This window comes from Spirosoma arboris (genome assembly GCF_009754945.1).
Taxonomy (GTDB): domain Bacteria; phylum Bacteroidota; class Bacteroidia; order Cytophagales; family Spirosomataceae; genus Spirosoma; species Spirosoma arboris.
The window spans coordinates 100,996-114,411 of the sequence record NZ_WPIN01000025.1; the positions used below are offsets into that span (position 1 = coordinate 100,996).

The following is a 13,416-nucleotide window of genomic DNA, read 5'->3' on the forward strand; positions in this document are numbered from 1 at the left end:
TTAATGGGTATTTTCGAGATTGATTTTTTCTTGCTCAAGGATAAGCTAGTCTAGGTAAGGGTTGTTACTGGAGAGCGGAGTGAGCTGGCTTAACGCCGTCGGAATCGGTACGCTGCTCGTCCAGGCTGTCCGGTTTTAGGGCAGGGTGGACGAGCGCGGCCTGACGCAGCAGCTCGCTCCACTGTTGATCTGCCTGGGCTAACTGAAAATAAAGGGCCGCCTGCCGGGGCTGATTGGCTGCGGCATACTGGTCGCCTAGCTGGTTAAGCAGCATACCCCGCTCATCCATACCCCGCAGGGCGCTGTATAGACTTTCTTCGATTTTCCCAGTCACACTGGCTAGCAGGGCGTCGGTCGAATAGGCGTGACCCGTATGGCAGCGATAGCGGACGAGCGACCCCTCGGTAATCTTTACGAGCACGCCGTGACAGTCTGGACAGGCATAGGCGCTGAACTGACCGAACTGAGCCATTGTCAGGCCTAGTGCCGTGTCCTCGGCCGCGATGCGAATCTCGGTTTTCGTTTTTTCGTCTTCATGCATGGCTATGGATGGTTTCGGAGCAACATCTTGCCCCACCAGTTGAACCAATAAGGGGACTAATTGAGCAATTGGGGCAATTGCATCGATGGCTACCTGGCGGATGGCACTTTCGGGCATGGCGGAAACCAGGGCTTCTTGGGGGTCCTGGACCAGGGCCATGCCGCCATACGCCTTTATGGCCCACAGACCGGCTGTACCATCATCGAGGGCACCGGATAAGATCACGCCGATCACCCGGTTGCCATAGGCATAGGCGGCCGAACGAAATAGCGGATCGATGGCGGGACGAAAGTGATTTTCTTTGGGCCCATGCGTAACGCGCATGTGGTCAGCTTCCAGCAGTAAATGATGATCGGGTGGTGCGATATAAATGCGGTTCATCTGGATGGGCTCGTTCTCAACGGCGTGGGCGACGGGGATCGTCGTTAGCTTACTAAGTACCTGAGGCATGATCCCCCGAACCGTAGGCGCCATGTGCCAGACGATAAAAATAGCGGCGTCCAGATCGGCGGGCAAGCGGGCGATGAGTTGTTGAATGGCCTCGAAGCCGCCAGCTGATGCTCCAATGACAATGATGTTTCGTTTTTCCATGCAAGGATAAGGGGTGGTTGTCGGATCGGCTACTGGTGACGACTACCGTAGATTCGGATGCGTCTTGAGTCGTAGCGCTCGATTTGGCGTGGACTTGACCCACGAATATAGCGAAATTACCCTTGTTTTTGCGCCCCAGCCTAGCCGGTAGTGTCTCCGGTTAAATTTTACTATATAGCTGGAAAACCTCCATACGACAATCAAGTTAAAAAACTTTAGACTAATTCAATAGGTCGTTGAATCAGTCTATCCAATTGAGAATAGATGTAGGTCAACCGCACCGATGAATCACCTTTTGAAAAGCCAACCGGAACGAATAACTCACTTAGTGATCGTTTATCAACAGCTGATCCGGAGAACTGAGCGCGCCATGCTTGTTATGAATCAATTGGAACAACGCCAAAAAGAACTCCGTGAGCAATTAGAAGCCGTAAAGCGGCAATGTGACGAGTTGCAGGTAAAAATTGACGCCGAAAAAGCCAGACAAAAAATAGGGTAAATTGATGTAAAATAAATAGGCCCCACATCAGACTAACCGCTTCCATTAATGTTATGAAGTTTTACCCTTCGTCTGCTGGGCGATAAGAATACAAGCCGCCGGTCCTTGTTACTAAAATTTAAAAATTTTGTGGCCAGTAAGATCCTCCGCAGGAAGAATCAGCCGGAAGCGCATATCTTCTTTGACCATGATTAGAAGAAATTTATTTTAGGTTACTAGATTAAGTCTATTGAAAGTGGTGTCTTGGCCAGGGTAGGCGTGAAGGCGAATAAAAGTAACACGCGAATTAGTTGAAGCTTAGCCAGCAACATAGTCTGCCTTCTAAGCATAAATCATCGTTTTGGCGCTTTAACAAAAGCATAGATTTTGCGTTGAATGCCTTATTCGACCCACACTTCTTAAGGACGAAAAGTTGATCTACTTTACATCATACAACCCCATATACAGTCAAAAAGGCTGTGTTTGCCTTTTATGGCAAATAATAAGTTAGTTTATCTCCAGATTGGTAATAGAAATCTCAGGTCCGTAGTAATAGTGTGGGAATTTTGAAAGCAGCCATTGTCTTGGGAATATACTATTTTTAGTGCTGAAGTTGTTGAAAGCCTATTCAGCTTGACTTGTCCGGGAATCGAATGATTGTGCGGGTACCATTGAATACCCAGGACAACAGGAGTAGGCAGACTTGTGCTTTCTACTTACCTTGGTTTGACTTCAGCAATAAGCTCATCAACATTTATTGGTACGCATCAGTCCTTCCTGGAATCTGGGCTGGAATGGATAAGACCTCTTCAAGAGGTACTTGTTGAATTCACTGGTGATCTCCTAAAGAGAATCCCGTATAGAAAATCTTGATTCACCCGTCCATTCCCTGAAGTCAGTTTAGCTATATAAACCGCCAAAACGATGGGAAAGCCAACCGCAGTCTTACCAATCGTCAATCCGCATGCCGCTGGTATTGACATCGGCTCCCGCACCCACTGGGTAGCCGTCGACCAAAACAAGGAAAATGTACGCTCCTTTGGTGTCTACACCCAGGACCATCAGTTGCTCATCGATCATTTGCGCCAGTATGGCATTACGTCAGTAGCCATGGAAAGCACCGGCAGTTACTGGCAAACACTTTTTAATGCCTTACAAGAAGCTGGCTTTGAGGTGCTACTAGTGGGCGGTAGCCAGACTAAAAATGTACAAGGTCGAAAAATGGATGTCATTGATTGTCTGTGGATTCAACGACTCCACTCCCTGGGGTTACTGTCCGGTAGTTTTTTGCTGAGTGATACGCTCCAGGAACTTCGTACCTACTACTATCATCGCCAGCACCTGATTGAGCAGCTAGCTACCTATATCCACAAAATGCAGAAAGCGCTTCGGCTGATGAATATTCGCCTGGACGTAGCCATTCGCGACATCACGGGCAAATCCGGCCTGGCCATCATCGAAGCGATTCTGGCTGGCAACCGCGATCCGCATGAGTTAGCCTCCCTAGTAGACATTCGCATGAAAAAGTCTAAAGAGGAAATTGCCCAATCTCTTCAGGGGTGGTGGCGACAGGAACAATTGTTTGAATTGCAAGCGTCCCTGGGTTTTTATAAGTTCTACCAAAATTCCCTCCTTGAGTGTGATAGAGTCATTGAAGAGGCCCTACGTCGAAGTGTGCCCGCGGAGTCCGTTTCGAAACCAGTCGAAAAAATACCGTCAGAAAACAAGAAGAAGAACACCAAGAATATGCCTGCTTTCAATGTCTCCCAGATTGCGCTGACTTATTTTCAAACCGATCTGTTTGCCATATCTGGTATCAGTCACAATACAGTTCTTTGTCTATTAACTACCCTGGGAAAGGATATACATAAGTTTGCCAGCGCCAAAAGCTTTGCCAGTTGGCTGCGGTTAGTGCCCAACAATAAAATCAGCGGTGGACGCATCCTTAGTCATCGCACACCCGTCGGCAAATCCTATATCGCTATCGCCTTACGACAGGCGGCTAACTCCATTGGCAATCAGGCTAATCATGAACTGAGTCCTTTTTTCTAACGAATTGCCTATAAGAAAGGGCGAGTCGCAGCCATCACGGCTACCGCCCGAAAACTGGCGATGATTATTTGGAACATGATTACCAAAAGGGAACCTTACAAGAAAACTCAAGCCAAAGACACGGCTCAAAAAACAAAGGAATCTGGCTTACGGCAAGTCCAACGGCGTATTGTAGCCCTTAACCTAAGTCAGGATGAGCTAATCCGGTTGTTTTCAAAAGCTTCATTATCAAATACTTATAAGATTGTTGTATAGAAATGTTGACCATAAACAGTCAACTCATGGACAGACTTGTTAAACTACGTATGAAACAGCCAAAACGGATCATGCGTGAAATGGCGGCCGCCGTTCTGCTCGGTCAGCTCAACCTAGATCAAGCCGCTGAGCGGTATAAAGTCAATCGAATGACGGTACTGCGCTGGATCAGAAAAATCGAAGAGGAAGCCAAAGCTAAGAAACAAGCTGCCTTAACTGATCCTGATTTACTGCCTCCTTCCTCAAGAAAGTCAAACCGGCCTTCTACCCCAGAAGATCAAGTCAATCAACTGCGGGCCAAGGTGCGTTCGCTCGAAGAAGAACTGGAAACGGCTAACTTTAAAACTCTTTATTATTCGACGCTGGTGCGAGTGGCTAAACATGAGCTGGGGGTCGATATTGAAAAAAAGTCCGTTACCAAGCCATCCGGTTCATGCTGATGAACTATCCCAATCTGCATATTCGGCAGTTGGAGGGTGCGCTTGGTTTCTCCCGACAAGGCTACTACCAATACTGGCAACGGCAAGCCGGCCAGATCAATAATGATGAAGCTATTCTAGGACTGGTCAAGAAGGCTCGTAAAGATCATCCGCGAATGGGTGGTAAAAAACTCTATGAGCTGATCAAAGAGGAACTGATTGGAAAGGGAATAAAAACAGGTAGGGATCTATTATTTGACTTATTAGCCGCTAACCGCCTGTTAATCAGGAGACGAAGGAGGAGGGTACGAACTACCTTTTCGGGTCATCCATACCGCAAGTACCCGAACCTGATCAAGGAATTGATAATGGAAAGGCCCAATCAATTGTGGGTGAGTGATATAACTTACTGGTTTACTCAGTGTGGATGCCTGTACATATCGTTCGTCACCGATGCTTATTCCAAACGAATCATGGGGTATTGTGTCGCACCGACGTTAGAGGCAGTTCATTGTAAGACTGCTCTACAGATGGCCCTGAAAAAGATTAATCGGCGAGCAGCCAAGGCATTAATTCACCATTCTGACCGAGGTATTCAGTATGGTAGCGCCCTCTATATTGGTTTATTAGACGCTTATCATGTTCAGATCAGTATGACCGAAACGGGTGATCCACTGGAGAATGCTATCGCTGAACGTGTGAATGGAATCATCAAGAATGAGTATCTAGCTCACCGAGCGGTGTACTCGTTAGCCCAGGCCGAGGTCGTGCTTGAGCAAGCCGTTTTTCTCTACAACTATAAACGGCCACACCTCAGTTGTGACATGCTGGTGCCTGATCAAGCTCACCAAAAGGAAGGAAAACTTAAGCGAAGATGGAAGAACTACTATCCTCAAAATCAGGAGGTGGTTGTAGTAAATAATGAAAATAGAGCTTAAATTACTGGTCAATAAAAAAACGGATTACCAACAAACGGTCAACACTTTTCCGGACGGGTCAGCTAAATTTTTGTCCAATTATAGGTCAGTCATGTCAGTTTACTGAACTTGTATCCTTCTATAGACTACAGACTTAGATTCATTTGGGTTGTTTATTAAATCGTTCATGAAAACCTCCTCACAGTTCAATATACTGGTAAAAACTGAACAGGTTTATTGAACGCTTTGGCCTATATTCGGTGAGTAGTCACGCGCGGAGAGATCGGAATATAGTTAGATCTATAGCCAACACCTTATTTACGTATTGACCTAAATCAACTCCTATTTCCCAGACTAGTTAGGGTAGGACCCGATTCAAATTTAGACCTTTACCCCCTGACTATCGACTGCGTTCATTAACGGACAAAACCTGTCCACCTTCGGACATACTCACTTGCCAAAAATACCTTTCCAACTCCTAAACGCTTTTTTCAGACTGTGGTACAATAGTTGACGAGCTATAAGCAACTCGCTACCGGTGACCAATCATGTTCTTAAACTATATCAAGATTGCCTGGCGGAATCTAAGCCGCAACAAGACCTATAGCCTACTCACGCTATTGGGATTAGCCAGTGGTATGACCTGTGCCATGCTTCTGGCGCTCTATGTATATGATGAGCTAACATTCGACCGATACCATACAAACGCAGCCAACATTTACCGGTTGAATACACACGTCAAGTGGGGCGACAATGAGTTGAATATGGGCGTCGGTTCAGCTCCCATGGGACCAACGCTCCGACAGGAATTCCCCGAAATCAGGAATGTCGTACGAATCATCCCCAGCCATAATATGTTGTTTCGGGTTGGCGAGAAAGCACTCTATGCCAAGGATTTTATTTACGCCGATTCGACCCTGTTTTCGTTTTTCGACTATTCATTCATCGACGGCAACCCGCGAACGGCCTTGTTGCAACCCAACAACATCATCCTAACTCAGAAAATGGCACTAGCGCTGTTTAGTCGAACTAATGGCCTAGTGGGAAAAGTGATTAAGGTAAAAAATGAGCACCCTTTAACGGTGAGCGGTATCATCCAGGACCCGCCTGCCAACCACCATCTCAGCTTTGAGGCTATTTTGCCTTACGTCAACCGGCAACTCAACGAAGTAAACCTGGACAAATGGGATAGCTTCGGCACATCTATCTACGTACTGCTTCAGTCGAAGAGCGATGTAAGCCGACTAGACCGTAAAATGCCCGCTTTCTACAAAAAGTACATTGCCCGGGCTATCGGTGATGATACGGGCAAAGGCGTTACTTTCGACATTATGTTTCAGCCTCTGACGGACATGCACCTGCACTCAAGCCATTTGCTGGGTGAAGAAAAAGGAAGCAACATCGCTTATGTCTACACCTTCACAGCCATTGGCTTATTTATTTTAGCCATTGCCCTAGTTAATTACGTTAATCTGGCCACGGCTCGTTCGATGAAACGAGCCCGGGAAATTGGCGTACGCAAAGCTATAGGATCACTACGTACGCAGTTGATTGGGCAGTTTTTGACTGAGTCAACCCTGCTGTCGTTACTGGCCTTGGTCATCAGTCTGTTGCTGACGCAGGGATTGCTACCCCTCTTTAACGACATAGCGGCCAAGACCCTACACATTGATCTGTGGAACGTTCAAACAATGGGTGTACTCTTGGGTTTCTGCCTGCTGATGGGTTTGCTGAGCGGCCTTTATCCCGCCTTCCTGCTCTCCCACTTTAAACCAGTAGCGGTATTAAAAGGAAGCTTCGCCAACAGCGGTCGAGGGATTCTGCTGCGCCAGTCGCTGGTGGTATTCCAGTTTACGGTGTCCATTGTGATGATGGTGGGGACCTTCGTTGTTTACCAACAGTTGCAATATATGCGGCACACGCAGTTAGGCTTCAATCAGGAACAGGTTCTGGTTCTGCCACTTCAAGCACCAGCGATTCAGAAGACGGCTAAAGTACTGAAAGATAAATTACTGCAAAATCCGATTATTAAAGGCGTGAGCCTAACAAACGGCTCAGTCGGTGGCGATATAAATGATAAATCCACGTTTAGTTTCTACGCGGGCGGCAAAGAACAGTCCATTAGCACCGAATATTTCTCCGTCGATCAGGATTTTGTTAACGTTTTGCAGATAGGCCTGAAAGAAGGGCATAATTTTTCGACTCAGTTGGTCAACGATTCGACCGACGCTGTGCTGGTCAACGAAGCGATGCTCAAACGGCTGGGCTGGAAAAACCGCACGGCTGGTCTGGTGGAGCTTGACACCAAACGCATACCTATTGCGGGGGTTATCCGGGATTTCCACATGCGTTCCCTTCGGAACAAAATCGAACCGCTAGTGCTAGTCCTGCACCAAGCCCGGGGCGATAAACTGTTGGTCCGGATGGCCCCCCAGAACGTACCAGGTGCGTTGGCGTATATTAGAAGCATTTATGAGCGCGTTAATCCAAACCAACCCTTTGAGTACACGTTTCTGGACCAAACGTTTGCCCAACAGTACCGGGCCGATGAACGCAAAGGCAACCTGTTTCTCGGCTTTTCAGGTATGGCTATCTTTATCGCCTGCCTAGGTCTATTTGGGTTGGCGACCTTCACGGCCGAGCAACGGAGGAAAGAAATCGGCGTGCGTAAAGTACTAGGCGCCAGTGTAACCAGTCTGGTAGCTTTATTGTCTAAGGACTTTTTAAAATTGGTTTTTATCGCGCTGGTCCTTGGGACGCCCCTGGCTTATGTTGCCATGAAGCGCTGGCTAGCTGACTTTGCTTACCAGGTGGAGATTGAATGGTGGTTGTTTGCCTTGACCGGATTATTAGCGGTAGGCATTGCTTTGTTTACAGTGAGTTTTCAGAGTATCCGAGCGGCCTTAGTCAATCCGGTCAAGTCGTTACGATCGGAATGAGTTATGCAGTATTAATAGATCAAGGAAACTAGTAAAAAACGTAGGCTTTAAATGAACTGAGGTAGCCGATTTCATGAAATCGGCTACCTCAGTTCATTTAAACGTCCGTTAAATTGAAACTTTTGTTATAAACGATTGACATTGAACTAATTGATAGACCTGTACAAAATTAATGTACCGGTTATACAGGATTACCCCATGTTTTTGACTAGAAAGTCCCCCCTTCTGTCGACGGGCCATTGGCCTTTTGGGTTAGAGAACCCATTTTTAGCGTCAAATATTCTGCCATAAATAACCTCAAATATAACGTTATTATAGACGTTAAATATAACGTTATATTTGAGGTCTATAATAACGTTAATCCGTACTTCTTCTGCTCGCGTTCAATCTTCTCCTGAATCGCTTCAATAACCCAGTCGTGAACGGAGATCGGGATCTTTCGGCTTCGGCTCGGCCGCTTGTTCCGAAGCTCTTTAATGGCGCTCATTTCATTATTGGTCATGATCAATTTAATACTTTTTGTTCCGCTGGATTTTGCTAAATTTTCCTCTCCTCCACCAGTCGGTTTGCCTCCCTTGTTAATAAACTCCTGAATCTTCTTCTCTGAAACTGGTTTTGCCTGCTTAGCCGCTGTCGGCAGCGTATCCGGCATTTTTGTAATGGCCATTAGTAACGTCTGGTTTAGTGCCTTATTCAGCATCTATTTTAACATTCGAATAAACGTTATTTTTAACGTTAAATTTACTCAGGATCGCGCTGAACACCTGATTGAGTTCACTTATAGCTTTTTCATCTACAGGATTTCCTTCAATGACGCCAAGACCATTCGAAGCCGTATTAGCAAAACTCTTCCGACTAACGATAGCTGGTGCCGTGTAATCGATTACAGTGCTCTCGCTAAGTAGCTCGGCTGAGTCTTTATTGTCAGATCCTTTCGGATCAGCCCGGTTTAGAATGGAAAAGGCATGTAATGCATCGGGCTTTAGGGTGCGAACTTCTTTGACTAGATTTTCTACATCGGCGATGGTCCATAGGTCGAAGCTACGTGGATTGAACGGTACTAAATATACGTCGGAGACAAAAAGAGCCGCGCGCTGGCTAGTTGTATCACGGCCACCCGTATCAATGATGATGTGATCAAATTTTGGTTTGAACTTTAAAACCTGTTGCCTCACTGCATCACCGGTTAAAATCGTTGCCGTATATCCACTGTTACCCTGGGTAATATGTTCCCGCCATTTAGTAAATTTAGTCGCTGTCTCCTGTTCATCAGCATCGACGAGTAGTACATCATATCCTTGCTTTGACAACCAGACAGTTAAATTCGTCGCTATTGTACTTTTACCACTTCCTCCTTTAATACCACCTACGGTGAAAACCATATGCTTATCTCTGATTTTAGGTGTTAATATAAGCGTCAAATATAACGCAAATTCAAACGTTCTAAAACATGCTCGAATAGAAGTTAGATAAAACGTTATTTTTGACGTTAAATTTAGTTTAAATGTAATAAAGAATCGATGAGAAAAAGGAAAACCTTTTCTTACACCTAGTAGAAAAACTAAAAATGAAACGATGGTCTTAAATGACGTTCAACGCGCCAATGGTGATCACCGGATACAAGTCAATTCCCCCAGTGTTGGCCTGATGCTCTTGGCAAACTGCCAATAAATTGTTGCCTATCTACCGAATCCGGATAGCCACTTTATGGTCTCCGCCAACTGTTTCGATTTTATCAATAAGTATTTAGCTCTGACACATTCTGAATTCGCACTCGGCTATGCTAGGCACAACAACTACGGTTGATCATTTGGCTGCCAGTCGTCCAGTCGTCCCATAATCCCGGCTACTCACACCTTGACTTTATACCTTTCGTAATGGATATATCCCAGTTGTGCCAAATACACCAAATATTCTGTTTCATCCCACAGGTGGTGGACTATTCAAAAATTTAATTTGAGCGGAGCTTCTCCCGTTTTAATTGGGAAAATAATTGAAGCAATATAGCGGGTAGGGGTTGTCTTTATTTTCAGCAGACCATTGACGATTTTATAGTCAAGTTCGATAAACTTATCAAGCTTTGTTTCTTCTGCCAGAATTGCCTTTTGTTGGGCTGCAGAAAAGGTATAACGTTTGGCAAGAATGGCCTGTACGTTCGCTTGGCGTAGCGGCAGATTTAATGTGAGAATACTTTCCCGTAAGTCGGTGTCTATTTCCTGGCGAAGTTGTTTTTGATTCGGTTGATTTGTTTTGTCCTGCTTCAGGTAGATTGAAAAATGTAACGTATCAACGGCTCTACCCACGCGCACTTCCTTGCATTCAACATATATATCAGTTCGCTGATTGATTTCCTCAATACAGGGTGCCAGTACTTTCTGTTTAAAATTTGAGTATCGTTCGTAACTGGTTGCTTCCAAGATTTCTTTAAGATCACTCAGTTTTATTCGCCACTGGTGGAGATCTAAGAAACGACAAAGCCGGACATATAAAATCTGTGAATAATCGCGTCCAAGCGACATGGCAGATTCTCGTTTAAACTTAGCATACCCTTTGCCAAGCGTACACATGGCAGGAACTATGAGACGATCGACATGAACTTCTAAATGTCCATTCTCATAAAATACGCGGGGGAAGATCGCTATAGCGCCAACTTTACGTTTGGTAGGATCAACAATATCCATATGATCAACAGTTATTATTGATTTTTCAATTAATTGCTGAGCAATAGCTTCAAAGTTTGAATAGGTTAATTTATTCGTTAAAATTCCCCGCTGTTTGGACTTGCGCTTAACAGCGGGGTCTTCATCTAAAGAGACCGCATCAGGCTTAGTCAGGTAAAGATCCCGAACAGGGATTGAGAAGACAAGATTCTCCGCTGGGATGGGTAAGGGTTCATCCCGATTGGCCGTTTGTAGCTCGCCCATCTTGGCTAAGATGTACCAATAGACCCGGCGATCAATGACGGACAGTTTATGTTTATTCTTGGCTAATAACAAATCAAGTGGCTCCTGAACAACGGAGGCAAGTCTTAGAAACTGCGTAGATTCAATCTCAAATAGTTTGATCTGAGCCCCAGGTTTAGCCGCAATAGACGTTTCCCGTTTCATATCTTCAAAAGTCTACCCTAAAACTAGTTCATTTAGTATTGGCAACCAAACAAATTATGAAGTTGCCAATAAGTGCCTGTATATCACCATAGTAATGTTTAATTCTCAACGTTAACATTCATAAATAATTCGGTATTCCGGTTGCCGATGTCAAATTTGAATCAGTGCATTAGTTGCCATGAAACTGGATACGAGCGGTATAACGGTTGCCTTTATAATTCCATAAGGGAGTCTTATTACCTGTAAATTCATTTTTTTTGTCACTAGTTATTCTATTAAAATATAATAACTCAAACAAATCTTTCCTTACTCATTCAAAAACACATTGAAACGCTACTCAAGTTATCCACAAAATGCAATTTTTGTGGCGGTATTCTGGTTGCCTATAGCGGTATTCTGGTTGCCTATAAATCGGTATATCAGTTGCCTAAGCGGTATACCAGTTGCCTGTAATCAGTATTCTGGTTGCCTGAAATCAGTATTCTGGTTGCCTATGATTCGGTATTCTGGTTGCCTAAGCGGTATACCAGTTGCCTTTATCTCTTAAAATAACCTTGTAAGTGTTTGATAATTAGTAATTTATAACGGTTAAAAAAAGCCTGCAAGTCTTGCGCGCGCGATCAAGTCAAAGCAAGTAAAAACAAGTTGAATTGACACAAGGTATATAAAGGATATCCAGATCGAATGATAAAATCAGGTAGCCTTGCAAAATTGAAAAAGCAAAGTAAGAAAGTAGTATAGAAATATTGTAAGTTTCCCTTCAAGGGAAATATATTTGTATCCTAATTAATTACCAAGGCCATGGACGAAATGCCCTCTCACGCCAAACGAAAAAAGTATGACCCGCCTACATACGCTCGTCTGCTAAGTCAATTCACTCAGTTAATGGAGGAGGTACCTAAACTACGACCCAACCGGGATGAATGGGATATTGAGGGAGACTGGGCCGCTACGGGTACGATCCACTTTGTGGATGCTGTTCATCAACCTTTGTTTGAGTCCATTCGCCACTTTGATTGTCGAACCATTAAGCTCGTTAATGTGGATCGGCCAGCGGTGCGCATCACATTTTACCGCAAACACCGCTATTGGCTACTTAAGGATAAAGACTTACCCCTCGCTGAGAAAGTGGTCCAGATAGAGGGCTACATCAATGATTTGATTGTGAAGGCTCAAGTTCTGGAAAGTAAGCTGGAAAGCCTACCTGTACCCAAACAGGCGGAGGCAAAAGGAAAAATTGGTATGTTCTGGCAACAGGTTGACCAGTGGCGGGAGATCCTGCTCACTCCCGAGCGCTACGAGTTCGCCATCTCTAATTACAGCCGACAGCATTTTTACGTAACGGTCAACTATAAATATCGCTTGGCCTCCGGTGATTTTGCCAACGAGCAGGAGCATTTACTAAATACCCAGCGGGATCGGCTGGGCAACATTACCCAGGTTCGGTACAATATTCTTTTCGTGGATACGACCGAAATTCTGCGTGATCACCCTTACCAGAATAGGGAAGTGGAAGATTATTTGGATAACTTTTCCATCCAATCCCAAGCGGGTAAGCATACTATCTACGCACGCCTACGACCTGAGATTGACATCCAGAAACAATTTGAATGAATCATCTTTTTCAACAAGAATCCCTACTATCAGATTGGCTGATCGTTGACAACTGCGTTCTATTCAAACCATTTTAATTTCTAAGGCAACTTGGTAGTTTGCGTTTGGCTCGGCACCAGAAAGTGAATTTAGCGTCTACGGTTGCGGCCTAAAGAGGCCTGAATCGTAGCCCAGGCTTTCTTCTTCAAGTGCAAATGCAGCTCCTTATCCCTGGGTACAAAGGTAGTGCTGCGTAACTGGTTATCCCGAACTTGGGCTTCCCAATAGGTAGAGTCGGAGGTATCGGGAATTTCAGTGTACTCAGGTTGAGTCATGCGTATCAGTTCGCCTTCTGAAGCGGTTGTTGGTTGATAGGATAATGGGGGGAGGTAAGGGAAAGGTTCCCCGCCGGTTAAAAGCGGCCTGCCCAACTGAGGCGTTAGCCTAATCTACAAGCTCATTACAGCTTCCTCAGGCCACGAACGCGTTAATAGGGGTAGCTAACACATTCAGGGTATATCCGC

11 protein-coding genes are annotated in these 13,416 nt (G+C 45.1%); 6 read left to right on the forward strand and 5 right to left on the reverse strand.

Features of this window, described 5'->3' with window-relative positions:
- Positions 1–64: 64 nt before the first annotated feature.
- Entirely contained in the window at positions 65–1,132 is a 1,068-nt protein-coding gene (locus GO755_RS37115; protein ID WP_157590497.1) for a chemotaxis protein CheB, read from the reverse strand.
- Positions 1,133–1,415: 283 nt separating this feature from the next.
- Here GO755_RS37115 and GO755_RS37120 point away from each other — a divergent pair, with 283 nt between their 5' ends.
- The 5 genes from GO755_RS37120 to GO755_RS37140 all read left to right on the forward strand — a co-directional run bounded on the left by GO755_RS37120 (position 1,416) and on the right by GO755_RS37140 (position 8,192).
- A complete protein-coding gene (locus GO755_RS37120) occupies positions 1,416–1,631 on the forward strand; it encodes a hypothetical protein (RefSeq protein WP_157590498.1) in 216 nt (71 codons plus the stop codon).
- A 903-nt stretch (positions 1,632–2,534) separates the two neighbouring features.
- Positions 2,535–3,662 carry an IS110 family RNA-guided transposase gene (locus GO755_RS37125; RefSeq protein WP_157590499.1) on the forward strand — a complete coding sequence of 376 codons (1,128 nt, stop codon included), beginning with the start codon at positions 2,535–2,537 and terminating at the stop codon, positions 3,660–3,662.
- A 281-nt stretch (positions 3,663–3,943) separates the two neighbouring features.
- Positions 3,944–4,357 carry a COG3415 family protein gene (locus tag GO755_RS37130; RefSeq protein WP_227687246.1) on the forward strand — a complete coding sequence of 138 codons (414 nt, stop codon included), beginning with the start codon at positions 3,944–3,946 and terminating at the stop codon, positions 4,355–4,357.
- The gene (locus tag GO755_RS37135; RefSeq protein WP_198175047.1) at positions 4,357–5,274 is read left to right on the forward strand and encodes an IS3 family transposase; all 918 of its coding nucleotides are present in this window, start codon (positions 4,357–4,359) and stop codon (positions 5,272–5,274) included. Before GO755_RS37130 ends, GO755_RS37135 begins: the two co-directional genes overlap by 1 nt.
- Positions 5,275–5,801: 527 nt before the next feature.
- The gene (locus GO755_RS37140) at positions 5,802–8,192 is read left to right on the forward strand and encodes an ABC transporter permease (RefSeq protein WP_157590502.1); all 2,391 of its coding nucleotides are present in this window, start codon (positions 5,802–5,804) and stop codon (positions 8,190–8,192) included.
- A 346-nt stretch (positions 8,193–8,538) separates the two neighbouring features.
- Here the strand turns inward: GO755_RS37140 and GO755_RS37145 are convergent, their stop codons facing one another.
- The 3 genes from GO755_RS37145 to GO755_RS37155 form a co-directional block, all read right to left on the reverse strand.
- Positions 8,539–8,859: a hypothetical protein gene (locus GO755_RS37145; protein WP_157590503.1), complete on the reverse strand. Its 321-nt coding sequence runs from the start codon at positions 8,857–8,859 to the stop codon at positions 8,539–8,541.
- Positions 8,860–8,881: 22 nt separating this feature from the next.
- A complete protein-coding gene (locus GO755_RS37150; protein WP_157590504.1) occupies positions 8,882–9,574 on the reverse strand; it encodes an AAA family ATPase in 693 nt (230 codons plus the stop codon).
- Positions 9,575–10,135: 561 nt separating this feature from the next.
- On the reverse strand, positions 10,136–11,116 hold the full coding sequence (locus tag GO755_RS37155; protein WP_394351060.1) for a replication initiation protein: 981 nt from the start codon (positions 11,114–11,116) through the stop codon (positions 10,136–10,138).
- A 984-nt stretch (positions 11,117–12,100) separates the two neighbouring features.
- On the opposite strand from GO755_RS37155, the gene GO755_RS37160 reads away from it, so the two are divergent.
- Positions 12,101–12,913 carry a hypothetical protein gene (locus GO755_RS37160; RefSeq protein WP_157590506.1) on the forward strand — a complete coding sequence of 271 codons (813 nt, stop codon included), beginning with the start codon at positions 12,101–12,103 and terminating at the stop codon, positions 12,911–12,913.
- A gap of 128 nt (positions 12,914–13,041) precedes the next feature.
- On the opposite strand, the gene GO755_RS37165 is transcribed toward GO755_RS37160, so the two are convergent.
- On the reverse strand, positions 13,042–13,227 hold the full coding sequence (locus GO755_RS37165) for a hypothetical protein (protein ID WP_157590507.1): 186 nt from the start codon (positions 13,225–13,227) through the stop codon (positions 13,042–13,044).
- Positions 13,228–13,416: the final 189 nt, after the last annotated feature.

Excerpts from the sequence above, each read along its gene's own strand:
- GO755_RS37115 (WP_157590497.1), bottom strand. The coding sequence starts at position 1,132 with ATGGAAAAACGAAACATCATTGTCATTGGAGCATCAGCTGGCGGCTTC.
- GO755_RS37120 (WP_157590498.1), top strand. The coding sequence starts at position 1,416 with ATGAATCACCTTTTGAAAAGCCAACCGGAACGAATAACTCACTTAGTG.
- GO755_RS37125 (WP_157590499.1), top strand. The coding sequence starts at position 2,535 with ATGGGAAAGCCAACCGCAGTCTTACCAATCGTCAATCCGCATGCCGCT.
- GO755_RS37130 (WP_227687246.1), top strand. The coding sequence starts at position 3,944 with ATGGACAGACTTGTTAAACTACGTATGAAACAGCCAAAACGGATCATG.
- GO755_RS37135 (WP_198175047.1), top strand. The coding sequence starts at position 4,357 with ATGAACTATCCCAATCTGCATATTCGGCAGTTGGAGGGTGCGCTTGGT.
- GO755_RS37140 (WP_157590502.1), top strand. The coding sequence starts at position 5,802 with ATGTTCTTAAACTATATCAAGATTGCCTGGCGGAATCTAAGCCGCAAC.
- GO755_RS37145 (WP_157590503.1), bottom strand. The coding sequence starts at position 8,859 with ATGGCCATTACAAAAATGCCGGATACGCTGCCGACAGCGGCTAAGCAG.
- GO755_RS37150 (WP_157590504.1), bottom strand. The coding sequence starts at position 9,574 with ATGGTTTTCACCGTAGGTGGTATTAAAGGAGGAAGTGGTAAAAGTACA.
- GO755_RS37155 (WP_394351060.1), bottom strand. The coding sequence starts at position 11,116 with ATGGGCGAGCTACAAACGGCCAATCGGGATGAACCCTTACCCATCCCA.
- GO755_RS37160 (WP_157590506.1), top strand. The coding sequence starts at position 12,101 with ATGGACGAAATGCCCTCTCACGCCAAACGAAAAAAGTATGACCCGCCT.
- GO755_RS37165 (WP_157590507.1), bottom strand. The coding sequence starts at position 13,227 with ATGACTCAACCTGAGTACACTGAAATTCCCGATACCTCCGACTCTACC.